The sequence below is a fragment of the Pseudomonas sp. Pseusp49 genome (assembly GCF_059491875.1).
On the sequence record NZ_CP168514.1, the window covers coordinates 3,938,406 to 3,962,909 of the forward strand.

24 protein-coding genes are annotated in these 24,504 nt (G+C 62.6%); 9 read left to right on the top strand and 15 right to left on the bottom strand.

Annotated features, from left to right (window positions below):
- Positions 1–68: 68 nt before the first annotated feature.
- Positions 69–1,436 carry an NAD(P)-dependent oxidoreductase gene (locus ACEN83_RS17535; protein WP_495580887.1) on the top strand — a complete coding sequence of 456 codons (1,368 nt, stop codon included), beginning with the start codon at positions 69–71 and terminating at the stop codon, positions 1,434–1,436.
- Positions 1,437–2,711 carry an NAD-dependent dihydropyrimidine dehydrogenase subunit PreA gene (gene preA / locus ACEN83_RS17540; RefSeq protein ID WP_116582825.1) on the top strand — a complete coding sequence of 425 codons (1,275 nt, stop codon included), beginning with the start codon at positions 1,437–1,439 and terminating at the stop codon, positions 2,709–2,711.
- A 115-nt stretch (positions 2,712–2,826) separates the two neighbouring features.
- Here preA and ACEN83_RS17545 read toward each other — a convergent pair whose 3' ends face one another.
- Positions 2,827–3,447 carry a TetR/AcrR family transcriptional regulator gene (locus ACEN83_RS17545; protein ID WP_495577879.1) on the bottom strand — a complete coding sequence of 207 codons (621 nt, stop codon included), beginning with the start codon at positions 3,445–3,447 and terminating at the stop codon, positions 2,827–2,829.
- A gap of 135 nt (positions 3,448–3,582) precedes the next feature.
- On the opposite strand from ACEN83_RS17545, the gene copC reads away from it, so the two are divergent.
- The 6 genes from copC to ACEN83_RS17575 all read left to right on the top strand — a co-directional run bounded on the left by copC (position 3,583) and on the right by ACEN83_RS17575 (position 9,405).
- Positions 3,583–3,948, top strand: a complete 366-nt coding sequence (copC, locus tag ACEN83_RS17550) for a copper homeostasis periplasmic binding protein CopC (protein WP_116582824.1) — start codon at positions 3,583–3,585, stop codon at positions 3,946–3,948.
- Between the two features lie 3 nt (positions 3,949–3,951).
- Positions 3,952–4,809, top strand: a complete 858-nt coding sequence (gene copD, locus ACEN83_RS17555; protein WP_495577880.1) for a copper homeostasis membrane protein CopD — start codon at positions 3,952–3,954, stop codon at positions 4,807–4,809.
- Positions 4,810–5,108: 299 nt separating this feature from the next.
- Complete coding sequence (locus ACEN83_RS17560; protein WP_495577881.1) at positions 5,109–6,404, top strand: OprD family porin; 1,296 nt, start codon at positions 5,109–5,111, stop codon at positions 6,402–6,404.
- A 263-nt stretch (positions 6,405–6,667) separates the two neighbouring features.
- Positions 6,668–7,492 (top strand): NAD-dependent epimerase/dehydratase family protein, encoded by an 825-nt coding sequence (locus ACEN83_RS17565; protein WP_007972168.1) that lies wholly within the window; start codon positions 6,668–6,670, stop codon positions 7,490–7,492.
- A gap of 52 nt (positions 7,493–7,544) precedes the next feature.
- Positions 7,545–8,432: an SMP-30/gluconolactonase/LRE family protein gene (locus tag ACEN83_RS17570; RefSeq protein WP_495577882.1), complete on the top strand. Its 888-nt coding sequence runs from the start codon at positions 7,545–7,547 to the stop codon at positions 8,430–8,432.
- Positions 8,433–8,520: 88 nt separating this feature from the next.
- Entirely contained in the window at positions 8,521–9,405 is an 885-nt protein-coding gene (locus ACEN83_RS17575) for an aldose 1-epimerase (protein ID WP_495577883.1), read from the top strand.
- Here the strand turns inward: ACEN83_RS17575 and ACEN83_RS17580 are convergent.
- The 14 genes from ACEN83_RS17580 to ACEN83_RS17645 form a co-directional block, all read right to left on the bottom strand.
- Entirely contained in the window at positions 9,381–11,117 is a 1,737-nt protein-coding gene (locus ACEN83_RS17580; RefSeq protein ID WP_495577884.1) for a PAS domain-containing hybrid sensor histidine kinase/response regulator, read from the bottom strand. The genes ACEN83_RS17575 and ACEN83_RS17580 overlap by 25 nt on opposite strands.
- A complete protein-coding gene (gene ercA / locus ACEN83_RS17585) occupies positions 11,101–12,264 on the bottom strand; it encodes an alcohol dehydrogenase-like regulatory protein ErcA (RefSeq protein WP_007972176.1) in 1,164 nt (387 codons plus the stop codon). Before ercA ends, ACEN83_RS17580 begins: the two co-directional genes overlap by 17 nt.
- A gap of 234 nt (positions 12,265–12,498) precedes the next feature.
- Complete coding sequence (gene pqqE / locus ACEN83_RS17590; protein ID WP_495577885.1) at positions 12,499–13,641, bottom strand: pyrroloquinoline quinone biosynthesis protein PqqE; 1,143 nt, start codon at positions 13,639–13,641, stop codon at positions 12,499–12,501.
- Positions 13,619–13,891 carry a pyrroloquinoline quinone biosynthesis peptide chaperone PqqD gene (pqqD, locus tag ACEN83_RS17595; RefSeq protein ID WP_007972043.1) on the bottom strand — a complete coding sequence of 91 codons (273 nt, stop codon included), beginning with the start codon at positions 13,889–13,891 and terminating at the stop codon, positions 13,619–13,621. The genes pqqE and pqqD overlap by 23 nt, the downstream gene beginning before the upstream one ends.
- Positions 13,888–14,640: a pyrroloquinoline-quinone synthase PqqC gene (gene pqqC, locus ACEN83_RS17600; RefSeq protein WP_495577886.1), complete on the bottom strand. Its 753-nt coding sequence runs from the start codon at positions 14,638–14,640 to the stop codon at positions 13,888–13,890. The genes pqqD and pqqC overlap by 4 nt, the downstream gene beginning before the upstream one ends.
- Positions 14,641–14,763: 123 nt before the next feature.
- Positions 14,764–15,678 (bottom strand): pyrroloquinoline quinone biosynthesis protein PqqB, encoded by a 915-nt coding sequence (gene pqqB, locus ACEN83_RS17605; RefSeq protein WP_495577887.1) that lies wholly within the window; start codon positions 15,676–15,678, stop codon positions 14,764–14,766.
- Positions 15,679–15,733: 55 nt separating this feature from the next.
- Positions 15,734–15,805, bottom strand: coding sequence for a pyrroloquinoline quinone precursor peptide PqqA (pqqA, locus tag ACEN83_RS17610; protein ID WP_003253598.1), 72 nt, complete (start codon positions 15,803–15,805; stop codon positions 15,734–15,736).
- A gap of 246 nt (positions 15,806–16,051) precedes the next feature.
- Positions 16,052–17,572: an acetaldehyde dehydrogenase ExaC gene (gene exaC / locus ACEN83_RS17615; protein WP_102701836.1), complete on the bottom strand. Its 1,521-nt coding sequence runs from the start codon at positions 17,570–17,572 to the stop codon at positions 16,052–16,054.
- Between the two features lie 239 nt (positions 17,573–17,811).
- Entirely contained in the window at positions 17,812–19,587 is a 1,776-nt protein-coding gene (locus ACEN83_RS17620) for a PQQ-dependent methanol/ethanol family dehydrogenase (RefSeq protein ID WP_102701835.1), read from the bottom strand.
- A 286-nt stretch (positions 19,588–19,873) separates the two neighbouring features.
- Positions 19,874–20,809 carry a quinoprotein relay system zinc metallohydrolase 1 gene (locus ACEN83_RS17625; protein WP_495577888.1) on the bottom strand — a complete coding sequence of 312 codons (936 nt, stop codon included), beginning with the start codon at positions 20,807–20,809 and terminating at the stop codon, positions 19,874–19,876.
- A gap of 16 nt (positions 20,810–20,825) precedes the next feature.
- On the bottom strand, positions 20,826–21,587 hold the full coding sequence (locus tag ACEN83_RS17630) for a quinoprotein dehydrogenase-associated SoxYZ-like carrier (RefSeq protein ID WP_495577889.1): 762 nt from the start codon (positions 21,585–21,587) through the stop codon (positions 20,826–20,828).
- Positions 21,588–21,597: 10 nt separating this feature from the next.
- Positions 21,598–22,473: a substrate-binding periplasmic protein gene (locus tag ACEN83_RS17635; protein ID WP_495577890.1), complete on the bottom strand. Its 876-nt coding sequence runs from the start codon at positions 22,471–22,473 to the stop codon at positions 21,598–21,600.
- Positions 22,474–22,476: 3 nt separating this feature from the next.
- The gene (pedF, locus tag ACEN83_RS17640) at positions 22,477–22,938 is read right to left on the bottom strand and encodes a cytochrome c-550 PedF (RefSeq protein WP_104447415.1); all 462 of its coding nucleotides are present in this window, start codon (positions 22,936–22,938) and stop codon (positions 22,477–22,479) included.
- A 56-nt stretch (positions 22,939–22,994) separates the two neighbouring features.
- Positions 22,995–23,159 carry a hypothetical protein gene (locus tag ACEN83_RS17645; protein WP_165824819.1) on the bottom strand — a complete coding sequence of 55 codons (165 nt, stop codon included), beginning with the start codon at positions 23,157–23,159 and terminating at the stop codon, positions 22,995–22,997.
- 157 nt (positions 23,160–23,316) lie between these two features.
- Between ACEN83_RS17645 and ACEN83_RS17650 the strand changes: the two genes are divergently transcribed.
- Entirely contained in the window at positions 23,317–24,501 is a 1,185-nt protein-coding gene (locus ACEN83_RS17650; protein WP_495577891.1) for an ABC transporter substrate-binding protein, read from the top strand.
- The last annotated feature ends 3 nt before the right edge of the window (positions 24,502–24,504 follow it).

Sequence of the window (24,504 nt, forward strand, 5' to 3'; positions counted from 1 at the left end):
TACAGGAGATCGAGTTGAATCACTGCCCATTCAGAGGCAGCACCTCAAATAACCGTGAGGCCAACACCGTGATCAAGACCCTGGACCACCTACCGCATCCCGTCGAGAATGCGGCCGCCCTCGCCGGCCATTTCACCGATCTGGCACCGCCACTCAATGAGCGCCAGGCTCAGCTCGAAGCTTCGCGCTGCCTGTATTGCTACGACGCGCCCTGCGTGAATGCCTGCCCGAGCGAAATCGACATTCCCTCATTCATCCGCAATATCCAGCAGGACAACGTGCAAGGCGCCGCGCAGAAGATCCTCTCGGCCAACATCCTCGGCGGCAGTTGCGCCCGGGTGTGCCCGACGGAAATCCTTTGCCAGCAAGCCTGCGTGCGCAACAACGCCCACGAATGCGCACCGGTCATGATCGGCCTGTTGCAGCGCTACGCAGTGGACAACGCCCATTTCAGTACTCACCCATTCCAGCGTGCGGCCGCCACCGGCAAACGCATCGCCGTGGTGGGCGCCGGTCCGGCCGGGTTGTCCTGCGCCCACCGCAGCGCCATGCACGGGCATGACGTGGTGATTTTCGAGGCGCGGGAAAAGGCTGGCGGACTCAACGAGTACGGGATCGCCAAATACAAACTGGTGGATGACTACGCGCAACGGGAGCTTGAGTTCCTGCTGGAAATCGGCGGAATCGAAATCCGCCACGGGCAGAAACTCGGGGACAACCTGACCCTCAGCGAACTGCATCAACAGTTCGATGCGGTGTTCCTCGGCCTCGGGCTCAACGCCAGCAAACAACTGGGCCTGGCCCACGAAGACGCGCCCGGCCTGCTCGCCGCTACCGACTACATCCGCGAACTGCGCCAGGCCGATGACCTGAGCCAATTGCCCCTGGCCGAGCATTGCATTGTCCTCGGCGCAGGCAACACCGCCATCGACATGGCCGTGCAAATGGCCCGTCTCGGCGCCCGTGACGTGAACCTGGTGTACCGGCGCGGCGCCGAAGACATGGGCGCCACCCATCACGAACAGGAGATTGCCAAGGCCAATCAGGTGCGGCTGATGACCTGGGCGCAACCTGAAGAAGTGCTGCTCGATGACCACGGCCGGGTGCGCGGCATGCGTTTCGCCCGCACCCACCTGGTCGAAGGTCGCCTGCAAACCACCGGTGAAACCTTCGAGCTGGCCGCCGACGCGATCTTCAAAGCCATTGGCCAGGCCTTCGATGGCAACTCCCTCGCCGATCCACTGGCGCGTGAGCTCAAGCGTCAGGGCGAGCGCATCGAAGTCGATGAACAGCTGCGCACCAGCATCCCCGGCGTGTATGCCGGCGGCGACTGCACCAGCCTCGATCAAGATCTCACCGTGCAAGCGGTGCAACACGGCAAGCGCGCCGCCGAGGCGATCAACACTCAACTGATGCTCAACGTGGAGGCTGCGTAAATGGCCGATCTGTCGATTGTCTTCGCCGGCATCAAGGCACCCAATCCGTTCTGGCTGGCCTCCGCGCCACCCACCGACAAAGCCTATAACGTGGTCCGCGCCTTCGAGGCCGGCTGGGGCGGCGTGGTCTGGAAAACCCTGGGGGAAGATCCGGCGGCGGTCAACGTGTCGTCGCGCTACTCGGCGCACTTCGGGGCGAACAGGGAGGTGCTGGGCTTTAACAACATCGAGTTGATCACCGACCGCTCGCTGGAGATCAACCTGCGGGAAATCACCCAGGTCAAAAAGGACTGGCCGGATCGTGCGCTGATCGTGTCCTTGATGGTGCCCTGCGTCGAAGAGTCCTGGAAACACATCCTGCCACTGGTCGAAGCCACTGGCGCCGACGGCATCGAACTGAACTTCGGTTGCCCCCACGGCATGCCGGAACGCGGCATGGGCGCCGCGGTCGGCCAGGTGCCGGAATACGTGGAACAGGTCACCCGCTGGTGCAAGACCTATTGCTCGCTGCCGGTGATCGTCAAGCTCACGCCGAACATCACCGACATCCGCGTCGCCGCCCGCGCCGCCCACCGTGGCGGCGCCGATGCGGTGTCGCTGATCAACACCATCAACTCGATCACCAGCGTCAACCTCGAGCGCATGGTGGCCAACCCCATGGTCGGCAGCCAGAGCACCCACGGCGGTTACTGTGGCTCGGCCGTCAAGCCGATTGCCTTGAACATGGTCGCCGAAATCGCCCGTGACCCGCAGACCCAAGGCCTGCCGATCAGCGGCATCGGCGGCATCGGCAACTGGCGCGACGCCGCGGAATTCATCGCGTTGGGCAGCGGCGCCGTGCAGGTGTGCACGGCGGCGATGCTGCATGGCTTCCGGATTGTCGAAGACATGAAGGACGGCTTGTCACGCTGGATGGACAGTCAGGGCTACGCCAGCATCGCGGAATTTTCCGGGCGCGCGGTGGGCAACACCACGGACTGGAAGTACCTGGACATCAACTACCAAGTGATCGCGAAAATCGACCAGGAGGCGTGCATCGGCTGTGGTCGTTGCCACATTGCCTGTGAGGACACCTCGCACCAGGCCGTGGCCAGCCTCAAGCAAGCGGACGGCACGCACAAGTACCAGGTGATCGATGAGGAGTGCGTGGGCTGCAACCTGTGCCAGATCACCTGCCCGGTGCAGGACTGTATCGAGATGGTGCCGGTGGAGACTGGCAAGCCGTTCCTGGACTGGAATCATGATCCGAGGAATCCGTATCACGTCAGCCCTTAGCATTAGCTGCGACTGAACCGTCGCCTTCGCGAGCAAGCCCGCTCCCACATTTGAAATGCATTCCAATGTGGGAGCGGGCTTGCTCGCGAAGAGGCCGGCACAGTCACCACAAACCTCAAGGCTCCAACCCGATCCCGCGCAAAATCACACTGGTCACCGTCTGAACTGCTTTTTCAAATTGCATGTCCGACAGCGGCTGGTGGTCGTTGAGAATAGTCACCTGGTGATCGAAGTCGGCATAGTGCTGGGTCGAGGCCCAGATCATGTACAGCAGGCTCGACGGCTCCACCGGCAGGATACGTTTGTCGTCCACCCACTGGCGGATTTTCGCTTCCTTCATCTTGGCCCAGTCGTACAGGCTTGCATCCAGCGCTGCGCCGAGGGTCGGCGCGCCGTGGATGATTTCGTTGGCCCAGACTTTCGAACCATGAGGCCGGCTGCGGGAATGGTTCATCTTGGCGCGGATGTAGCTGCTGAGCACCACGCGCGGGTCATCGAACATCTCGAAGCACAGCGCGTCCTGCTTCCAGACTTCCAGCAAATCGAACAGCACCGCGCTGTACAGTTCGGTCTTGGTGCTGAAGTAGTAATGCAGGTTGGAACGCGGCAGTTGCACTTCAGCGGCGATGTCGGCCATGGCCGTGCTGCCGAAGCCCTTTTCAGCGAAGACCTTTTCCGCCCCCAGCAGGATTTTTTCGACGTTACTGCGACGAATCTCGATCTTGTGATTGCCCATGCGGGTCCCCGACAACAGCGTTGAGCAAGACTAGCATCCGCTCTGGACTGCGGCGACAGGGGAAAACGAATCTTCGTACAGCCGCTGTCGGAAAGCTAAACTCTGCGCACTTGGAAACTGCCTGAGGTACTCACGATGCTGCTCAAGAAAACCCTGACCATCACGGCCCTGCTCGGCTCACTGCTCGCCGCGTCTTCGGTGTTGGCCCACGCCCACCTGAAAAGCCAGACACCGGCCGCCGACAGCACGGTGACCGCGCCGACGCAATTGCGCCTGGAGTTCTCCGAGGGTGTCGAGGCCAGTTTCACCAAAGTCACCCTGACCCGGGATGGCGCACCGGTGGCGGTAAAAGCCTTGACCACCGAAGGCAACGACAAGAAGACCCTGATCGTCACCCCCGCCGCGCCGTTGGCCCCCGGCGCCTACAAGGTCGAATGGCACGCGGTATCGGTCGACACCCACAAAAGCGAAGGTGCCTATGCCTTCAAGGTTGGCCAGTAACTCATGGCGAGTGCGCTGGTGCTGTGTCGCTTCCTGCATTTCATCGTGGTGCTGATGCTGTTCGGGACCTGGCTGTTCAGGCCCTTGCTATCCAGTGACGAAAGCGCACTGGATCAGCGCCTGGCACGCACCTGCCGCTGGCTGGCCGTGGTGGCGCTGGCCAGCGGGGTCTGCTGGTTGTTGCTGATTACCGCGAGCATGGCCGGGGCCTGGGACGCGGCCTTTGATCCGTCGACCCTGGGCCTGGTGCTGGGCAATACCTTTTTCGGCCAGGTCTGGCGCTGGCATTTGCTGATTAACCTCGCGTTGGTGGTGTTGCTGCTGACACCCTTGCGCGCAGGCCTTGCACTGCGCCTGAGCCTCAGCGGCCTGCTGTTGGCCACCCTGGCCCCGGTCGGCCACGGCGCCATGCTCGATGGCAGCGCAGGCCAGCTGCTGATCCTCAATCAACTGATCCACTTGTTCTGCGTGGGTGCCTGGCTCGGCGGCCTGTTGTTGCTGGTGATGATTCTGCGACAGCCTGCTGGGCATCCGATCCAGGTGATGTTGCGGCGTTTCAGCGGTGTCGGTTACGGCCTGGTCGCCGGACTGCTGATCACCGGGCTGATCAATGTAAGGGTGCTCACCGGGGCGTTCTGGCCGACGCCGTTGTTCAGCGGGTTTGCGCTGATCCTGTTGATCAAGGCTGCGTTGGTGGCGACGATGCTGGGCCTGGCCTTGTTCAATCGCTTGCGGATCAATGATTGCGAGCAGCGCCTGCAAGCATTGCGCACCAGCGTGATGCTGGAGTGGATGCTGGGGCTTGGTGCAGTGGCAGCGGTCTCGCTGCTGGGTACCCTGCCCCCCATGATTTCCAGCTGACAATCCATTCCCTGTGGGACCCACCTTTTGTGGCGAGGGGGCTTGCCCCCGCTCGACTGCGAAGCAGTCGTAAATGCGAACTCCTCGGTATGCTTGAAAAATCACAAGGGGCCGCTACGCGCCCCAACGGGGGCAAGCCCCCTCGCCACAGAAGCTCACTGCCGCAAAATATAATCCACCCGCCACAAGTCATCGTATAACTTCCGATTGACAACCCAGAGAAATCCCGCAAATATCGCCCCCAATGTTGTACGACGACGTATGACAACAATAAAAACAAGAAACAAGGGAGCGTCACAGTGAGCAAGCTCGTCCGTAATTCGTCCGCCCGTTCTTCGCGTGCAAACCTTTCTCGTCGTCATACCCTGAGCCTGATCGGCTGCAGCGGGCTGGCCCTCGTCTTGCCCATCACCGGCCAAGCCGCAGGTTTCACCGACGACGCCAAGGCCACGCTGAACCTGCGCAATGCCTACTTCAACCGCAATTTCATCAACCCGGCCTACCCCCAGGGCAAGGCTGAGGAGTGGACGCAAAACTTCATCCTCGATGCCAGGTCCGGGTTCACCCAGGGCACCGTGGGTTTCGGTGTCGATGTACTGGGCCTGTATTCGCAGAAGCTCGATGGCGGCAAGGGCACTGGCGGTACGCAACTGTTGCCGATCCACGACGACGGCCGCCCCGCCGACAATTTCGGCCGCCTGGGCGTGGCGCTCAAAGGCAAGATTTCGAAAACCGAATTGAAGGTCGGCGAATGGATGCCGGTGCTGCCAATCCTGCGTTCCGACGACGGTCGTTCGCTGCCGCAGACCTTCCAGGGCGCCCAGGTGACGTCCGCCGAAATCAGCGGCCTGACGCTGTATGGCGGTCAATTCCAGCAAAACAGCCCGCGCAATGACGCGAGCATGGAAGACATGTTCATGAACGGTAAAACGGCGTTCACCTCCGACCGTTTCAACTTCGGCGGCGGTGAATACGCGTTCAATGAAAAGCGCACGCAGGTTGGCGTCTGGTACTCGGAACTCAGCGACATTTACCAGCAGCAATACTTCAACCTGACCCACAGCCAGCCCGTCGGCGACTGGACCCTGGGCGCCAACCTGGGCTACTTCATCGGCAAGGAAGACGGCAGCGCCAAGGCCGGAGACCTCGACAACAAGACCGCGTTTGCTCTGCTCTCGGCCAAATATGGCGGCAGCACCTTCTATGTCGGCCTGCAAAAACTCACCGGCGACGACGTGTGGATGCGGGTCAATGGCACCAGCGGCGGCACCCTGGCCAACGACAGCTACAACTCCAGCTATGACAACGCCCGGGAGAAATCCTGGCAGGTGCGCCACGACTACAACTTCGTCGCCCTCGGCATTCCCGGCCTGACCCTGATGAACCGCTACATCAGCGGTGACAACGTGCACACAGGCGCGATCACCGACGGCAAGGAATGGGGCCGCGAATCCGAACTGGCCTACACGGTGCAGAGCGGTGCGCTGAAAAACCTCAACGTGAAATGGCGTAACGCGAGTATCCGCAAGAGTTTCAGCACCAACGAATTCGATGAAAACCGGATTTTCATCAGCTATCCGATTTCGTTGTTGTAACTCCCGGGATCAAATCCCCCCCCTGTAGGAGCGAGCTTGCTCGCGATGGTCGTCAACGATAACCCTGGAAACCTGATACCCCGTGGCGTTCTCAGGTTCATCGCGAGCAAGCTCGCTCCCACAGGACGGACAGGACAAGACAGGACGACCCTCCGTCAATTTCCACCCATGCCGCGTTGACAAGCAGCGGAGACCCTAACGATACTTCACTCAAGTCATACGACAACCTACAACAAACCAATAACAGCGCACCCAGGATTCCCATGACGACCACAGCAACCGCCCGCCCCCCTTTCAACCGCCTGCTGCTGACCGGCGCCGCCGGTGGCCTCGGCAAAGTCCTGCGCGAAAGCCTGCGCCCTTACGCCAATGTCATTCGCCTGTCGGACATCGCCGACATCGCGCCCGCCATCGATGATCGCGAAGAAGTGATGCCGTGCGACCTCGCCGACAAGCAAGCGGTGCATCAACTGGTCGAAGGCGTGGACGCGATCCTGCACTTCGGCGGCGTGTCGACCGAGCACTCGTTCGAAGAGATCCTCGGCGCCAACATCTGTGGCGTATTCCACATCTACGAAGCCGCGCGCCGCCACGGGGTCAAGCGAGTGATCTTCGCCAGTTCCAACCATGTGATCGGCTTCTACCGGCAGGACGAAGTCATCGACGCCCACTCCCCTCGCCGCCCCGACAGCTACTACGGCCTGTCCAAGTCCTACGGCGAGGACATGGCCACGTTCTACTTCGACCGCTATGGCATCGAGACCGTCAGCGTGCGCATCGGCTCCTCGTTCCCCGAGCCGCACAACCGGCGGATGATGAGCACCTGGCTGAGTTTCGGCGACCTGACGCAACTGCTCGAACGCGCCTTGTACACCCCGAACGTCGGCCACACCGTGGTCTACGGCGTGTCCGACAACAAGGACGTCTGGTGGGACAACCGCTACGCTACGGCCTTGGGTTTTGTCGCGCAGGACAGTTCCGAACAGTTCCGCGAAAAAATCGAAGCCCAGCCGATGCCTGCCGCCGATGACCCGGCGCGGCTGTATCAGGGCGGCGCCTTTTGCGTAGCCGGCCCGTTCGGTGACTGAACCTTCGCGCCCCGCTTGATCCCCACAACAAAAGCCAAGGGAATGAGTTGCCATGCAAGCTGAATTGATTGTCGACGCCCGTAACGCAGTCGGTGAAAGCCCGGTCTGGGTGCCTGAAGAAAGCGCTCTGTACTGGGTCGATATTCCCGTCGGCGGTTTACAGTGCTGGAGTGCCGACACCGGTCAGGTGGAAACCTGGAAAACCCCGGAAATGCTCGCTTGCATCGCGCGTCATGCCGACGGCGGCTGGGTCGCCGGCATGGAAAGCGGGTTCTTCCGCCTGCATCCGCGCAACGACGGCAGTCTCGACAGTGAACCCTTGGCCCACGTCGACCATGCCCGCGCCGACATGCGCCTGAACGACGGCCGCTGCGATCGCCAAGGACGCTTCTGGGCCGGCAGCATGGTGCTGAACATGGGCGCCAACGCCGCCGACGGCAGGTTGTACCGCTACAGCGCCGGGCAACGCGGGCCGCTCGATTCCCGGCTGAGCGGGTTCATCGTGCCCAACGGCCTGGGCTTCAGCCCGGACGGGCGCACCATGTACCTGTCCGACTCCCATCCGCAGGTCCAGCAGATCTGGGCCTTCGACTACGACATCGAAACCGGCACCCCTTCCAACCGCCGCGTGTTCGTTGACATGAACCGGCACGAAGGTCGACCCGACGGTGCAGCAGTCGACGCCGATGGCTGCTACTGGATTTGCGCCAACGATGCCGGCCTGATTCACCGTTTCACCCCCGATGGACGCCTCGACCGTTCCCTCGCCGTTCCGGTGAAAAAACCCAGCATGTGCGCCTTCGGTGGCAGTCGGCTGGACACCCTCTTCGTGACCTCGATTCGCCCCGGCGATGACCATGACGTTCAGTCGCTGGCCGGTGGCGTGTTTGCCCTTGATCCCGGGGTGAAGGGATTGCCTGAGCCTTTGTTCAAGTCCTGACGGATCGCAGCCTCGTTGCACCTGTAGGAGCTGTCGAGTGCAACGAGGCTGCGATCTTTCCCCCCCTTCCAACGCAGAACGAAAAACAATGAATCTGCTCGAACTCGAAGACGACCTCACCCGCCTCACCCTCGCCCCCGACATTGGCGCCAGCATCGTCAACTGGACCGTGCGCAGCAGCGGCCAGCCCTTGTTGCGCCACGCCGATGAGCACGCCCTGAACACCGGCCTGCCCGGCAAGCTCGGCTGCTTTCCCTTGGTGCCCTGGTCCAACCGCATCGCCGAAGGCGGCTTTGATTGCCCCGATGGCTGGCTGGCATTGGCGCCCAACAGCCTCACCGATCCGCTGCCGATTCACGGCAGCGCCTGGCAGCAGGCGTGGGAAGTGGTTTCCCGGTCGGAAAATGAAGTGGTCCTGCAACTCGACAGCACAACCCCCTTCGCTTATCGCGCCCGGCAACGTTTCCGTTTGAGCGGGGGCAAGCTGAGCATCGAATTGAGCGTTACCCATCTGGCCGAACACGCGGCCTGGCATGGTCTGGGCCTGCATCCGTATCTGCCGCGCACCGCCCACACCCGACTGCAGGCCGTGGCCCGCGAGGTATGGTTGTGCAATGAGAAAAAACTACCGACGCAACTCAGCGCATTGCCGGTCGAGTGGGATTTTCAGCAGCTCAAGCCATTGCCCGAATCGCTCGTGGACAACGGCTTCTGCGAATGGAACGGCCACTGCCTGATCCGCCAGCCCGACCTCGGATACGAACTGGACTGCCAGGCCACCGGCAGCGATTACTACCTGCTCTACTGCCCCGTGGGCCTGGAATTTTTCTGCATCGAACCGGTGAGCCACCCGGTCAACGCGCACCACCTGCCCGGTCGGCCGGGGTTGCGTTTGCTGGAGCAAGGTCAAGCCATCGAACTGGGCTTGACCCTGCAGTATCGGCCGTTTCAGGCAGATGCCCCCAACAGTTGACTCAACACCGCTCGCAACTTGCCGGGCTTCACCGGTTTGTTCAGCAAGGGCGCATTGAGCCGCTGCAACGCACGCCGACAATGGTCGGTGCGGTCGGCAGTAATGATCACGGCGGGAATGTACTGGTGGAAATGCTCGCGCAAATGTCGCACCACATCACAGCCGACCACCCCGTGATCGAGGTGGTAGTCCGCGAGAATCAGTTCCGGCGCCTGCCCGCCTGACGCCGCCAGCGCAGCCGCTTCATCGGTGGCGACCAGAACCTCGCAGCCCCACTGCCCGAGCAACGCGCCCATGCTCTGGAGAATGCTCACTTCGTTGTCGATCACCAGTAAACGGCGTCCCGGCAACGGGTTGCCGGTACCCGGCTGTGGCACCGCCTGGCTCACGGGCAATGGAACCTCGTCGGATAACGGCACCTCGATGCTGAACATCGAACCCCGCCCCGGTAATGAGTGAACGCCAATCCTGTAGCCAAGGATCTTGGCGATGCGCTCGACAATCGCCAACCCCAGGCCCACGCCCTTGCGGTCGGCGGCGCGGCCGACGTCCAGTTGGTTGAACTCGAGGAAGATCGAATCGAGCCGGTCGGCGGCGATGCCGCGCCCGGTGTCCCAGACCTCCAGGCGCAACATCTCGCCCCGACGCCTTGCCGCCAGCAGGATGCTGCCGTCATCGGTGTAGCGGCAGGCATTGCTGAGGAAGTTGCGCAGGATCCGCGTCATCAGGCGCAAGTCGGTGCTGATGGCGTAATCGGCCATGTGCACCCGCAGGTTCAAGCCGGCCGCCTGGGCGACGGACTGGAACTCCGACACCAGAGGCCCCAGCAGTTCGTCGAGGCGGTATGACGCAACGTCCGGCTTGACCGCGGCCTGATCGAGCCGGGAAATGTCCAGCAGATCCGTCAGCAGGTCTTCGGCCCCTTCCAGGGCCTGGTGAGTGCGTTCCACCAGCACCTGTTCAGCTTCCGGCAACTTGCGTTCGCGCAAGGTCGAAATCAGCAACCGCGCGGCGTTCAGCGGTTGCAGCAGGTCGTGGCTGGCGGCGGCGAGGTATTTGTCCTTGCTGTGGTTGGCGGCCTCGGCAGCATCGCGGGCATCGCGCAAGGCCTTGGCGATCTGTTTACGCTGGGTGATCTGCTGCTGAAGGTTACGGTTGGCTTCGAGCAATTCATCGGTGCGCGCGACGACGCGCTGCTCCAGTTCGTCATTGAGTTGCTGCAGGCGTCGCTGGGCCAGCTTGCGCTCGGTGATATCGGAGACGAACCCTTCCACCAGGCCTTCCTGGCCGGGCTTGAGCAGCAAGTTCATCAACACATCCAGGTGACTGCCATCCTTGCGTCGCAAGCGGGTTTCATAGCCGTGAAGGCTGCGCTGGTGCCTGAGGATTTCGCCGATGGCTTCCAGTTCCTGCGCGCCGTCGACGAACAGGGTGCTGCCCAGGTCAGTCAGGGAGAACAGCACCTCCTGCGGGTCCTGGTAGCCGAGCATGTGGGCCAGCGCCGGGTTGGCGGCGCGCATGCCATCGTGCAGGCTGGCCTGGAAGATCCCGTGCACCGCGTTTTCGAACAGCCACTTGTAGCGGTTGCGCTCGGCTTCCAGATCATCCAGGCGCGCGGCCAGTTCCGGGTAATGACTCTTGCGCGCCGAATGGCTACCCAGCCCCAGCAGCCCGGTCAGGGCCCGTTGTTGCTCGTCAGAGGGCTTCGCCATAGACGACCTCGACATCGCGCTGGCTGGATTCGCGCGGGTTGGTCAGGATGCACGGATCGTGCATCGCATGCTGCGACAGGAACGGAATGTCCGAGGTCCGCACGCCATGCAAACCGAGGGTTTCGTGAAAGCCGATGGCGTGCTTGAGGGCGATCAGGTGTTCGACCAGGCGCCCGCAGATCTGCCGGTGATTCAGGCCCCGGCAGTCGATGCCGAACGTCTCGGCGATTACCTTGAAGCGCTCCGGCGCCGAGTTGTAATTGAACGCCACCACATGCTCGACGAGTACCGCGTTGCACAGGCCGTGGGGCAGGTCGAGAAAGCCACCGAGGCTGTGGGACATGGCATGCACGGCGCCCAGGATGGCGTTGGAGAACGCCAGCCCGGCCTGCATGCTGCCGAGCATGATCTTCTCGCGCAGGGCAATGTCGCTCGGGTTGGCGATCATCTGCACCAGGTTGCCATTGATCAGGCGCATCGCCTCCAGCGCATGAGGATCGGTCAGCGGCCCGTGGCCGGTGGACACGAAGGCTTCGATGGCATGCACCAAGGCGTCGATGCCGGTGCAGGCCGACAGAAACGGATCCATGCTCAGGGTGGTTTCCGGATCGATCAGCGAAACGTCCGGCACCACGGCCTTGCTGACGATGGAGAACTTCATGCGCTCCTGCTGGTTGGAAATGATCACAAATTGCGAGACATCGGCCGAGGTGCCGGCAGTGGTCGGAATCAGGATCAGCGGCGGGCTGGGCACGCGGATGGTGTCCACGCCCTCGAAATCGAGAATGCTGCGGCCATGGGCGACGACAATGCCGATGCCCTTGCCGCAGTCCATCGGGCTGCCGCCACCCACGGCGACGATCACGTCGCAGTGGTTTTCCCGGTACATCTCGGCACCGAGCATCACCTCTTCAACCCGAGGGTTCGGCGAGACATCGCTGTACAGGCAGTACTCGATGCCCAGCGCCTGCAGGCTGGCCTCGACATCGGCGACCCAACCGGCGGCGATCACGCCGGGGTCACTGACCACCAGGACCTTGCGTGCACCAAAGGTCTTGGCGTAATTGCCGACACTGTGCCGGCTGCCGGCACCGAAGATGATTTCAGGGGAAACGAACTTGCGCAGCTGGTTGAGACTCTGGCTCATTGGAAAGCCTGTTTTTATTGTTTTGGAAGGTAGAAACCACACTAAACCATCCTGCTGTGAATGCAATCAGACCAATGGGTAGCACTGCCAGGAGTGTACTCACATTCGAATTCACCGCAGATCCCCTGTGGACCGGGCTTGCTCGCAAAGAGGCCTTAACATTCAACATTTATATTGCCTGACCCACCGCTTTCGCGAGCAAGCCCGCTCCCACAAGGGATCTGTGTCGCCAGACTAGCCGCGATAGATCAGCTGCGAAGCCTTCGCGTTGCGCAATGTCAGATGCTCCATCCCCAGCCCCGGCGCCTCGGCTTCCTCGCGGGCCTTGAGGATCACTCCGTGGTGCGGCGACTTGCTGCACACCGGGTCGGCATTGGCGGCATCGCCGGTCAGCATGAAGGCCTGGCAGCGGCACCCGCCCAGGTCCTTGTGCTTTTCGTCGCAGGAGCGGCACGGCTCCTTCATCCAGTCGTCGCCGCGAAAACGATTGAAGCCGAACGAGTCGTTCCAGATGTGCGAGAGGCTGTGCTCGCGCACGTTGGGAAACGCTACCGGCAACTGCCGGGCGCTGTGGCAAGGCAAGGCCGTGCCGTCGGGGGTGATGTCGAGAAACAGGTTGGCCCAGCCGTTCATGCAGGTCTTGGGGCGTTCCTCGTAGTAGTCCGGGGTGACGAAGATCAGCTTGCACGGGTGGCCCTGGGCTTCAAGGCGTTCGCGGTATTGGTTAGTGATGCGCTCGGCGCGCTGCAATTGCTCGCGAGTGGGCAGCAGGCCGACGCGATTGAGTTCAGCCCAGCCGTAGAACTGGCAGGTGGCCAATTCGACAAAGTCCGCTTCCAGCTCCAGGCACAGCTCGATGATCTGCGCGATCCGGTCGATGTTGTGCCGATGGGTGACGAAGTTCAGCACCATCGGATAGCCCTGGGCTTTCACCGCACGGGCCATGGCGAGTTTCTGGGCAAAGGCCTTGCGCGAACCGGCGAGCATGTTGTTCACCGCTTCGTCGGCAGCCTGGAAGCTGATCTGGATATGGTCCAGCCCGGCCACCTTGAAGTCGCGCACCTTCTGCTCGGTCAGGCCGATGCCGGAGGTGATCAGATTGGTGTAGTAGCCCATGTCCCGGGCGGCCTTGATCAGTTCGGCGAGGTCCTGGCGCACCAGCGGCTCACCACCGGAAAAGCCCAATTGCGCGGCGCCCATGTCCCGCGCTTCGCGGAATACGCGAATCCATTCTTGTGTGCTCAGTTCCTCGCCGTGCCGGGCAAAGTCCAACGGATTGGAGCAATAGGGGCACTGCAACGGGCAGCGGTAAGTCAGCTCGGCTAGCAGCCACAACGGCGGTCCGGGCAGCGTCTCACTCGATCCAGAATTGCGCATGGGCCACCTCCAGGAACGCCAGCACGTCTTCGTCGATCCCGGGCACGCCGGGGAAATTCGCGCTCAATCGCTCAATGATCGCCGCCACACTGCGCTGGCCATCCACCAGGTCGAGAATCTGCCCGGCACTGGCGTTGAGCTTGATCATGCCTTCGGGGTACAGCAGCACATGGCAGTCCTGACGGGGCTCCCATTGCAGACGAAAACCGCGACGCAAGGCCGGTGACTGCTGGCGGTCGATCAGGCTCACAGGGCGATCCCCCGGTGCCAGACATTGTCGCCGGTAACCGTGTGATACGGCGGGCGCGCAAGTTCGTAGGCCATGCTCATGGCATCGAGCATGCTCCACAGCACGTCGAGCTTGAACTGCAGGATCTCCAGCATGCGTTGTTGCCCCTCGGCCGTCACGTAGTGCGCCAGGGTGATGCGCAACCCATGCTCGACATCGCGCCGCGCCTGGCTCAGGCGCGTGCGGAAATAGTCGTAGCCGGCGACGTCTATCCACGGGTAATGGGTCGGCCAGGCATCGAGTCGCGACTGGTGGATCTGTGGGGCAAAGAGTTCGGTCAGCGAACTGCTGGCCGCTTCCTGCCAGCAGGCGCGACGGGCGAAATTGACGTAGGCGTCCACCGCGAAACGCACGCCGGGCAGCACCAGCTCCTGGGAGAGGATCTGCTCGCGATCCAGACCCACGGCTTCGCCCAGGCGCAGCCAGGCTTCGATTCCGCCCTCGCTGCCGGGGGCGCCGTCGTGGTCGAGGATCCGTTGCAGCCACTCGCGGCGCACGTCGCGGTCCGGGCAGTTGGCGAGAATCGCGGCGTCCTTCAGGGGAATGTTGATCTGATAGTAGAAGCGATTGGCGACCCAGCCCTGGATCTGCTCGCGGCTGGCGCGGCCGGCGTACATGGCTTGATGGAAAGGATGGTGGATGTGGTAGTAGGCGCCCTTGGCGCGCAGGGCGGCTTCGAATTCGCTGGGGGACAGGGGGGTGTCGGTCATTGCGGGTCTCCGGGGAATCTTCGGTGTCTGATCCGGCCTCTTCGCGGGCAAGCCCGCTCCCACGGGTTTTGTGGACACTGCCAAACCCTGTGGGAGCGGGCTTACCCGCGAAGAGGCCGTCGGCTACAGCTCAATACTCATGCCGTCGTATGCCACTTCGATCCCCCGCCGCTCCAGCAAAGCCCGCTCGGCCGAGTCTTCATCGAGAATGGGATTGGTGTTGTTGATGTGGATCAGCACCTTGCGCTGGCGGTTGAAACCCTCCAGCACGTCCAGCATCCCGCCGGGGCCGCTTTGTGGGAGGTGCCCCATTTCGCTGCCCAGGCTCTGGCCGACTTCGCACCGACGCATCTCGTCGTCGCGCCACAGGGTGCCGTCCAGCAGCAGGCAATCGGCACGCTGCATCCAGCCCAGCACTTCATCGTCGATTCGGCCAAGGCCCGGCGCATAGAACAGCGACGCGCCGCTGCGCAGGTCTTCAACGAACAGGCCAATGGTGTCGCCCGGTTGCGGGTTGCCGCGATTGGGCGAATACGGCGGCGCGTTGCTCACCAGGGGAATCGCGCGAAATTGCAAATGCCCGCAGGCCGGGATGCCGAACGGCTGGCGATCGAGGCCGACCGGTTGCCAGTGCAGTCCGCCGTTCCAGTGTCCGAGCATGGTGAACAGCGGGAAACCGCTGCTCAGGTCCTGATGCACACGCTCGGTGCACCAGACGTCATGGGGGCAGCCTTCGCGCAAGCTGAGCAAACCGGTGCAATGGTCGATCTGGCTGTCCAGCAGCACGATACCGGCGATGGCGCTGTCACGCAGGCGCCGCGCCGGTTGCAGTGGTGCAAAACTTTCGAGTTGCGCGCGAATGTCCGGTGACGCGTTGCACAGCACCCACTCCACACCGTCGTCACTCAAGGCAATCGACGACTGCGTACGGCGCTGGGCCCGCAGGCTGCCATTGCGCACACCGGCGCACTGGCGGCAGTTGCAGTTCCACTGAGGAAAACCACCGCCAGCGGCGGAACCGAGAACGCGGATGTGCATGGCGGATGCTCCAGGAGGCAGGTCCGGCCAACCCATCGGCTGGCCGGGTGATCATTCAACGGTTGGCGAAATACATCGTCACTTCGAAGCCAATGCGCAGATCGGTAAACGCGGGTTTAGTCCACATGGGTCATTCCTCTTCTTGTGCCGGGTGATTCCGGTAGAACCATTAATACACGGTGGGTCGGGGGGCCGAATGCTACTTTCGAAGGAGGTTCGGGGGTGATTTGGTAGGGGGGGGTAACCGTATACATGAAACACACACAAACCCCTGTAGGAGCTGCCGAAGGCTGCGATCTTTTGATTGTGAATTCCAAGATCAAAAGATCGCAGCCTTCGGCAGCTCCTACAGGGATTGTGTGCATTCAGTGGGTTAGAAGAACCCCAGCGGATTGATGTCGTAGCTCACCAGCAGGTTTTTCGTCTGCTGATAGTGATCGAGCATCATCTTGTGGTTTTCCCGGCCGACGCCGGACTTCTTGTACCCGCCGAACGCCGCATGCGCCGGGTACAGGTGGTAGCAGTTGGTCCACACCCGTCCGGCCTTGATCGCCCGGCCCATGCGATAGGCGCGGTTGATGTCGCGGGTCCACAGGCCGGCGCCGAGGCCGAACTCGCTGTCGTTGGCAATCGCCAGGGCTTCGGCTTCGTCCTTGAAGGTGGTGACACCCACCACCGGACCGAAGATTTCTTCCTGGAACACGCGCATCTTGTTGTGGCCCTTGAGCAGGGTCGGCTGGATGTAGTAACCGCTGGACAGGTCGCCCTCCAGGCGTTCGGCCGCGCCGCCGGTGAGCAGCTCGGCGCCCTCCTCCTGGGCAATGGTCAGGTACGAGAGGATCTTGTCGTATTGCTGCTCGGACGCCTGGGCGCCGACCATGGTGTCGGTGTCCAGCGGGTTGCCGCGCTTGATCCTGGCGATCTTCTTCATCACCTCGGCCATGAACGGCTCGTAGATCGACTCCTGCACCAGCGCCCGGGACGGACAGGTGCAGACTTCGCCCTGGTTGAAGAACGCCAGCACCAGGCCTTCGGCGGCTTTTTCGATGAACGCCGGTTCCGCGTTCATGATGTCTTCGAAGAAGATGTTCGGCGACTTGCCGCCCAGTTCGACGGTGCTCGGGATGATGTTCTCGGCGGCGCAATGCATGATGTGCGCGCCCACCGGGGTCGAACCGGTGAAGGCGATCTTGGCGATGCGCTTGCTGGTGGCCAGGGCCTCGCCGGCTTCGCGACCGAAGCCCTGGACGATGTTCAGCACGCCCGCGGGCAGCAGGTCGGCGATCAGCTCGGCGAACACCATGATCGACAGCGGCGTTTGCTCGGCAGGCTTGAGCACGATGCAGTTGCCGGCGGCGAGCGCCGGGGCGAGTTTCCAGGCGGCCATCAGCAGCGGGAAGTTCCACGGAATGATCTGCCCGACCACGCCCAGGGGCTCATGGAAGTGATAGGCCGTGGTCAGCTCGTTGATCTCGGCAGCCCCGCCTTCCTGGGCACGGATGCAGCCGGCGAAGTAACGGAAGTGGTCGGCCGCCAGCGGTACGTCGGCGTTCAGGGTTTCGCGCACGGCCTTGCCGTTGTCCCAGGTTTCGGTGACGGCCAGGACCTCAAGGTTCTGCTCGATGCGGTCGGCGATTTTCAGCAGCACCAGGGAGCGGTCCTGGGCCGAGGTCTTGCCCCAGGCGTCGGCAGCGGCATGGGCGGCGTCGAGGGCCTTGTCGATGTCGGCGGCGCTGGAGCGCGGGAACTCGGCGATCACTTCACCGTTGACCGGCGAGGTGTTGGTGAAGTACTCGCCATTGATCGGGGCAACGAACTCGCCACCGATGAAGTTGCCGTAGCGCGGCTTGAAGGTAATGACGGCGCCGGGGGTTCCGGGTTGTGCGTAGATCATGGTGGGCCTCTGTCTGGGTCGATGCCTGTCGTATTGACAGGCGATGAGCCGATACTAGAGAGCCCCGCGTGCCAGACGAATGCGTCGTTGGCAGGAGGGGCTCTCGTTATTTGGTCGTAGGTTTCACACGGATCACTGTAGGAGCGAGCCTGCTCGCGATGAGCCCGAGAACGCCGCGAGGTATCAGGTTTCCAGCGTTATCGTTGACGACCATCGCGAGCAGGCTCGCTCCTACAGGTTTAATGCTTGGCTACAAGATCCTTGGGCAGCTTGAAGGTCCAGAGCATGCCGCCCTGATTGAAGTCCTTCACCCGCTTGGCCACTTCGCCGCCCCACAGCGGTACCGCGCCGCCCCAGCCGGAGAGCACCGAGACGTACTGTTCGCCGTCCATTTCCCAGGTCACGGGCGAGCCGAGCACGCCGGAGCCGGTCTGGAATTCCCAGACCTTTTCGCCGGTCTTGGCGTTGAACGCCTGCAGGAAGCCTTCAGGCGTGCCGGTGAACACCAGGTTGCCCTTGGTGGTCAGCACACCGCCCCACAGCGGCGCGTAGTTCTTGTGACGCCAGACTTCCTTGCCGGTTTTCGGATCGATGGCCCGCAGCACGCCGATGTAGTCTTCGTTCAACGGCTTGATGGTGAAGCCGGCGCCGAGGAACGCCGCGCCTTTCTTGTAGGCGATGCCTTCGTTCCAGATGTCCATACCCCATTCGTTGGACGGCACATAGAACAACCCGGTGTCCCGGTTATAGGCCATCGGCATCCAGTTTTTCGCACCGAGGAACGCCGGCGCCACGAACACCGAGCTGCCCTTGACTTCCGAACCCGGGGCGCCGGGACGGCTGGCTTCGTTGTAGATCGGCCGGCCGTCCTTATCCAGGCCGGTGGCCCAGGTGATCTTGTCCACGAACGGGAAGCCACGGATGAATTTGCCGTTGGTACGATCCAGCACGTAGAAGAAACCGTTACGGTCAGCCGTGGCCGCCGCCTTGATCTCCTTGCCGCCTTCGTTGTAGTTGAACGACACCAGCTCGTTCACCCCGTCGTAGTCCCAACCGTCGTGGGGCGTGCTCTGGAAGTGCCATTTGATGGTGCCGTCATCCGGGTTGAGCGCCAGGCGCGACGAGGAGTAAAGGTTGTCGCCAGGGCGCAGGTGCGAGTTCCACGGCGCCGGGTTGCCGGTACCGAACAGCAGCAGGTTGGTTTCCGGGTCGTAATAACCGCCAAGCCAGGGGGCTGCACCGCCGGTTTTCCACAGATCGCCCGGCCAGGTCTTGCCCGCCTCGCCGCCGGAGATGCCGTTCTCCACGGCTTTGCCGTCCTTGTAGACATAGCCCATATGGCCTTCGACCGTCGGACGGGTCCACAGCAGATCACCGTTTTTCGGGTCGTAGGCCTCGATCTTGCCCACCACCCCGAACTCGCCACCGGCCACGCCGGTAATCAGCTTGCCATTGATCACCAGCGGCGCGGCACTGATCGAGTAGCCTTCCTTGTGGTCGGCGACTTTCTTGCTCCACACCACCTTGCCGGTGTCCTTGTTCAGCGCCACGAGCTTGGCGTCGAGGGTGCCGAAAATCACCAGGTCGCCATACAGCGCGACGCCACGGTTGATCACGTCGCAGCAAGGGCGGATGTCATCGGGCAGGCGCGCATCGTATTGCCAGAGTTTCTTGCCGGTGCGCGCATCCACGGCAAACACCCGGGAGTAGGAACCGGTCATGTACATCACGCCGTCCTTGACCATCGGCTGCGCCTGCTGGCCCCGCTGTTTTTCACCGCCGAAGGAAAACGCCCAGGCCGGGCGCAGTTCCTTGACGTTGTCGACGTTGAGAATATCCAGCGGGCTGTAGCGCTGCCCTTGAACGCCGAGGCCGTTGGTCACGACCTGTTCCGGATTCTTCGGGTCCTGGAGAATGTCCTGGTCGGAAACCCCGGCCAATGCCTGGCCGGACAACAGCATGGCACTGAGCAGCAGGCTCAGGACGAAGGGCTGGCGACGTGCGGGTTGAGTCATGACGGCTTCCTCTGCGGATTGTTGTTATGTCCGGAAATTTTCCCGGTCTGGTGCAGATTCTTGGGCGCCGCCGCCCTGGCAACAATTGCCCGCAATGAGGAGATTGCTAGTTCCTTGGTACAGGGTGGGTGGAGATGGACACGAAACTTTGTGAACGGCACCGGCCTCTTTGTAGGAGCGAGCCTGCTCGCGATGGACTCAAGGACACCGCTGGGTGTCAGGCTGCCAGCGTTATCGTTAACGTCCATCGCGAGCAGGCTCGCTCCTACAGAGGATTTGTGGTCGCCTATTTGCTGGCAGAATCCACCCGCATCATCCGCTCGCGCTCATAGCGCGGGTACAGATGACTGACGCTGCGGATCAGTTCATAACGGCTCAGGTTGATCCCGGCGAAGCGTTCGGGGATGGGGCTGCGGATCATCTCGGCCATATCACTGCCACTGGCCGCGCCGTCGCGCATGAGCTGATCGAGCCAGGTCAGGTAATCGCGCATCTGTTCGAAGGGTTGCCGATCGCTGGCCACCGGCCCATGGCCCGGCACGACCTGCGTCCAGGGCAAGCCTTGCAGGGTCGCGATGTCCGCCAGCCACACTGGCAGCCCCGGACTGTTGGGCGTGGTCAGCGCCCGCTGATAAAACACCAGGTCCCCGGCATACAGCACGCCGGTTTGCTGGTCGAGAATAGCCAGATCCGCGCCCGTATGCCCACCCAGGCTCAGCAGACGCAGATCGTGATTCCCAAAACTTTTCACGCCGGGTGTCAGCGTCTGCGTCGGCAACACCACTTCGGTGCCACGCATCCAGTCGCCGACCATCCGGTACATATTCTCGGCCATGGCATCGCCTTGCCGGTGCAACAGTTCGGTGGTGCCGGCCAGGGCGCCGATCGGCACGTCGGTGAAGGCCTGATTGCCCAGCACATGGTCCGGGTGGTGATGGGTCAGCAAGACCTCGATCACCGGCTTGTCGGTGGTGGCGGCAATGGCCTTGCGCATCGCTTCGCCGTAACGCCGGGACGGCCCGGTGTCGATCACCACCACACCGCGTTCAGTGACGATAAACGCGGTGTTGACGATGTTGCCGCCATTGGCCTTGGCGAAATTATCGGTGCTGCCTTCCAGCAGCCAGGTGTCCCGGGCGATCTGCCGGGGCTGGAGTGAGTAGTCGAGATCGGCCAGGGCCGGCAGACTGACGCTTAACACCATCAACAGGATCCAGCGCATGCCACGCTCCTTGGGGTCAGGGGATCGACGCATCGAACTCATTGCCGCTGTTGTCCCGTAGAAACAGACGCGTTTGCCCTGCCCCCTCGATGTCAAAGGCCAGGTTGGGGTTTTCGCTGACCGCCGGAAACAGCTCCAGCCGGGCCAGCACGTGCTCGTTGTGGTCGCGCAGTTCGGCATGGTTGATGAAGAATTCCGGAATGCCGCTGACCATGCCGTTGTCCATGGGATGGGCCACTTGCATACGCACACGGCTGAACCCGTCCCGGGGATAGCGCCCGCCGAGCACTTCGCCGATGTGTTCCTCCCAGCCCGGCTGGGTGCGCACCACACTCGGCGCGGTGCAACCGCCACCTGCGGCGTCAATCAGGGTCGAGCCGACATGCCACAGCCCGTCGCGGGTCAACACCGCCGCACGCAGGGGTGTGGCCTGTTCGATGCGAATGCGCAACGACAGCCAGGGCAAAACCGAATCCAGCGGCTGGAAGTCGACGATTTTCGGCAACGGATTCAGTTCTGCCCAGGCGAGGATACTTACCACTTCGCCCTTGAACGCCCGGGCGTCGATTTCCAGCGGCACCTGCCGGGCGTCTTCGGCAAACGGCGGCGCCAGCAGCTTGACCCGCTCATCGAAAACGAACGGCGCATTGCCCAGAAACTGCTGGTGATAGAAAGCCCACATCACCGATGGCACCGGGTCTTTGCCGGGATCGATCGCGCCAGCCTGTGCCGCCAGGCTCAACCAGCAGGCCAACAGACAACTCCCTCGCCATTTCATCGCCTGCTCCTTATTGATACATCTCGGGCACGTCGTACTGCAGGCCGTAATGGCCGTAGATGGTCTTCACCGCGCCCTCGCGGATCAGGCCTTCGAGCGCCTCTTCCACGGCATAGGCCAGTTGCCGGTTGCTTTCGTGCACCGCCATGCCGATTTCCCAGAGCTGCTTGCCCATGTTCGGGTAGGCGTTTTCTGCCAGCGCCAGCTGCGGGTCGGCCGCTTCGTGCACTTGCCAGTCGATTTCGCCGCGCATGGCCATCACCGCGTCGACCTCACCGGCCTTCATAGCGGCAAACGCCTGGGGCACGCCCGGATAGTGATGGGTCTTGCCGGCCAGCATGCCGTTGAACACCGAGGTCAGGTAGAACGACGGCACGCTGTCGACTTCGACACCAATCGGGTGCTGCTCGAACACCGCGACGCTGGCGACCTTGTCCAGCCTTCGGCGGTCATAGGCCACCTGCCATTGTTCGTTCTGGTAGGGACCGAACATCACCACATGGCCGTTGACCAGCTCACCGAGCTCGTTGCGCTTCTGCGCGTAGTCATGGTCGTAGGGCACGCGCATCATCAGGTCGGCCAGTTGCTGGTTGTGCAAGGCACTGGCACGCCAGATGTAATCGCGCAGGTCGTCGTCGAGCTTTTCCCCGGCCGGCGCCCAGATCAGCGTCAGGCGCACGCCGAGCGCCTTGGCCAGGGCTTCGGCCAGCTCGACATCGACACCCCGGGGCTTGCCGGCGCGCTCAAAACTGTAGGGGGCGAAGTCCTTGTAGACCGCCACCTTCAGCTCCCCGGCGGCGATCATTTCGTCGTAGTTGCGAACCTGCGCCTGCGCCGCCTGGCAGCACAGCCACAGAGTGCTGATCAACACCGCGAACAGGCGCATGGGTCACTCCTCGACGTGCACAGTGTCCAGGTAAGTGCGCACCGCCCACAGGGCTTCCTGGCTCAGGTAGTCGGCCATCTTCGGCATGTACACGCGACCGTCGCGCACCGCACCATGGCGCACCCGTTCGGCGAACCATTCATCGCCCGCCTCGCCGACATCGAGCATGCGCAAATCAGGGGCGATACCGCCGGACTTGGCCTCCAGGCCATGGCAGGCCGCGCAGTTCTGGGTGTAGGCCGAGGCACCGATTTCCACTGCCTTGTCGTGTTCCGGGGCGGTGCGATACGGGTTCACCGCGGCCCAGCCATCGGCATCGAGTTGCACACCGGCTTCCTTGATCGGGGTCAGCCCCGGGGTGGCCACGGCCTGTGGGACCACGTTGCCGTGGGCCCAGACAGAACCTGCGCTGATCAAACTGGCCAATAGCCCGGTGACGAGCAAGGCGTTGCATTTTGTTGTCATTGTCATGCCCTCTGGATTGCACGCAAAACCTCTTGGCAGAGGCTATGGCAGCCATCTTAGAAAGCCCTGCGCCCAGACCCCATGCTGCTTTGGTGGTCGCCACCTACTCCCTTGGTCGTAAGGCGATCGTTGGACGCGGGACGCGGGCCCTGGAGCCGGTCGACGCCGATCAGGGTCAGGATCAGCAGAAACGGCAGGAGCAGTGCTTTGACGATACGCATGGTCAATCCCTTCCAGATCATTGGCCGTGGTTACCCATGCTAGAACCGCGCCGTGTGTGGCGGGCTACTACCTTGGTACTGGCCCTTCGGTACTTTCTGCATATTTTCACTGCACCAAAGGCTTCCTATGCTGGCGCTAACGGTCATGGAGAGCCTTATGCGCCAGCTTGCCCCTTACGCCCTGATCTACCTGCTGGCGATTGCCTGCGCCGCCGGCCTGGCCACCCAAAGCCAGGCCGCCGATGCACCCTTGCAGGTGCGGATCGGCTACCTGGGCTATCGCCCCGACCCCGGCCCGTTGCTGTCCAACGTCATCCCCGAATCCACCGATGCCGGGCTGCGCGGCGCCGAACTGGCGATCACCGACAGCAACAGCACCGGGCGCTTTCTCAACCACGGCTACAGCCTGGTCAGCGCCAGCGTCGACAGCCCCGAAGCCTTGCTCGAAGCGGCGAAGGCTCAGCACGAACAAGGCCTGCGCCTGTTTGTGGTGAATGCCCCCGCGACCAGCCTGCGCCAATTGAGTGCGGCACTGCCCGACAGTTTGCTGTTCAACGCCGGCAGTGCCGATGACAGCCTGCGCACCACCGCTTGTCTGCCGAACGTGCTGCACACCTTGCCGAGCCGGGCGATGCTCGCCGATGCGCTGGCGCAGTTTCTGGTGTTGCGCAAATGGCAACGGGCGCTGCTGATTGTCGGCCCGACGCCGGACGATCAAGCCTATGCCGCCGCCCTGCGCCGCGGGGCCAAGCGCTTTGGCTTGCAACTGGTGGCGGAAAAACCCTGGAGCTTCGATAACGACCAACGCCGCAGCGCCCAGGCGGATATGCCGCTGTTCACCCAGACCGCCGAGTACGACGTGGTACTGGTGGCCGATGAGCGCGGCGACTTCGGTGAATACGTGCCCTACCAGACCTGGTACCCGCGCCCGGTCGCCGGCACCCAAGGCCTGACCCCGGTGGGCTGGCACAAGACCGTGGAAACCTACGGCGCCGCACAGTTGCAAAAACGCTTTGAAGCCCTGACCGGGCGCTGGATGAATGACCGCGATTTCGCCGCCTGGATGGCCGTGCGCAGCATCGCCAGCGCCGTGAGCAAATTGCGCCAGGCCGAGCCGATGGCGATCCGCACGCTGGAAATCAGCGACCAGTTGCCCCTCGACGGTTTCAAGGGTCGCAAGCTCAGCTACCGGCCATGGAACGGCCAGTTGCGCCAACCGATTCCCATCGTCCAGCCCCGGGCGCTGGTCAGCACCTCACCCCAGGAGGGCTTTCTGCACCCGTTCAACGAGATGGACAGCCTGGGCTACGACAAACCCGAAGTCAGCTGCCGCTTTCCCTGATCC

Excerpts from the sequence above, each read along its gene's own strand:
- preA (WP_116582825.1), top strand. The coding sequence starts at position 1,437 with ATGGCCGATCTGTCGATTGTCTTCGCCGGCATCAAGGCACCCAATCCG.
- ACEN83_RS17545 (WP_495577879.1), bottom strand. The coding sequence starts at position 3,447 with ATGGGCAATCACAAGATCGAGATTCGTCGCAGTAACGTCGAAAAAATC.
- copC (WP_116582824.1), top strand. The coding sequence starts at position 3,583 with ATGCTGCTCAAGAAAACCCTGACCATCACGGCCCTGCTCGGCTCACTG.
- copD (WP_495577880.1), top strand. The coding sequence starts at position 3,952 with ATGGCGAGTGCGCTGGTGCTGTGTCGCTTCCTGCATTTCATCGTGGTG.
- ACEN83_RS17565 (WP_007972168.1), top strand. The coding sequence starts at position 6,668 with ATGACGACCACAGCAACCGCCCGCCCCCCTTTCAACCGCCTGCTGCTG.
- ACEN83_RS17570 (WP_495577882.1), top strand. The coding sequence starts at position 7,545 with ATGCAAGCTGAATTGATTGTCGACGCCCGTAACGCAGTCGGTGAAAGC.
- ACEN83_RS17575 (WP_495577883.1), top strand. The coding sequence starts at position 8,521 with ATGAATCTGCTCGAACTCGAAGACGACCTCACCCGCCTCACCCTCGCC.
- ACEN83_RS17580 (WP_495577884.1), bottom strand. The coding sequence starts at position 11,117 with ATGGCGAAGCCCTCTGACGAGCAACAACGGGCCCTGACCGGGCTGCTG.
- ercA (WP_007972176.1), bottom strand. The coding sequence starts at position 12,264 with ATGAGCCAGAGTCTCAACCAGCTGCGCAAGTTCGTTTCCCCTGAAATC.
- pqqE (WP_495577885.1), bottom strand. The coding sequence starts at position 13,641 with ATGCGCAATTCTGGATCGAGTGAGACGCTGCCCGGACCGCCGTTGTGG.
- pqqC (WP_495577886.1), bottom strand. The coding sequence starts at position 14,640 with ATGACCGACACCCCCCTGTCCCCCAGCGAATTCGAAGCCGCCCTGCGC.
- pqqB (WP_495577887.1), bottom strand. The coding sequence starts at position 15,678 with ATGCACATCCGCGTTCTCGGTTCCGCCGCTGGCGGTGGTTTTCCTCAG.
- exaC (WP_102701836.1), bottom strand. The coding sequence starts at position 17,572 with ATGATCTACGCACAACCCGGAACCCCCGGCGCCGTCATTACCTTCAAG.
- ACEN83_RS17620 (WP_102701835.1), bottom strand. The coding sequence starts at position 19,587 with ATGACTCAACCCGCACGTCGCCAGCCCTTCGTCCTGAGCCTGCTGCTC.
- ACEN83_RS17625 (WP_495577888.1), bottom strand. The coding sequence starts at position 20,809 with ATGCGCTGGATCCTGTTGATGGTGTTAAGCGTCAGTCTGCCGGCCCTG.
- ACEN83_RS17630 (WP_495577889.1), bottom strand. The coding sequence starts at position 21,587 with ATGAAATGGCGAGGGAGTTGTCTGTTGGCCTGCTGGTTGAGCCTGGCG.
- ACEN83_RS17635 (WP_495577890.1), bottom strand. The coding sequence starts at position 22,473 with ATGCGCCTGTTCGCGGTGTTGATCAGCACTCTGTGGCTGTGCTGCCAG.
- pedF (WP_104447415.1), bottom strand. The coding sequence starts at position 22,938 with ATGACAACAAAATGCAACGCCTTGCTCGTCACCGGGCTATTGGCCAGT.
- ACEN83_RS17645 (WP_165824819.1), bottom strand. The coding sequence starts at position 23,159 with ATGCGTATCGTCAAAGCACTGCTCCTGCCGTTTCTGCTGATCCTGACC.
- ACEN83_RS17650 (WP_495577891.1), top strand. The coding sequence starts at position 23,317 with ATGCGCCAGCTTGCCCCTTACGCCCTGATCTACCTGCTGGCGATTGCC.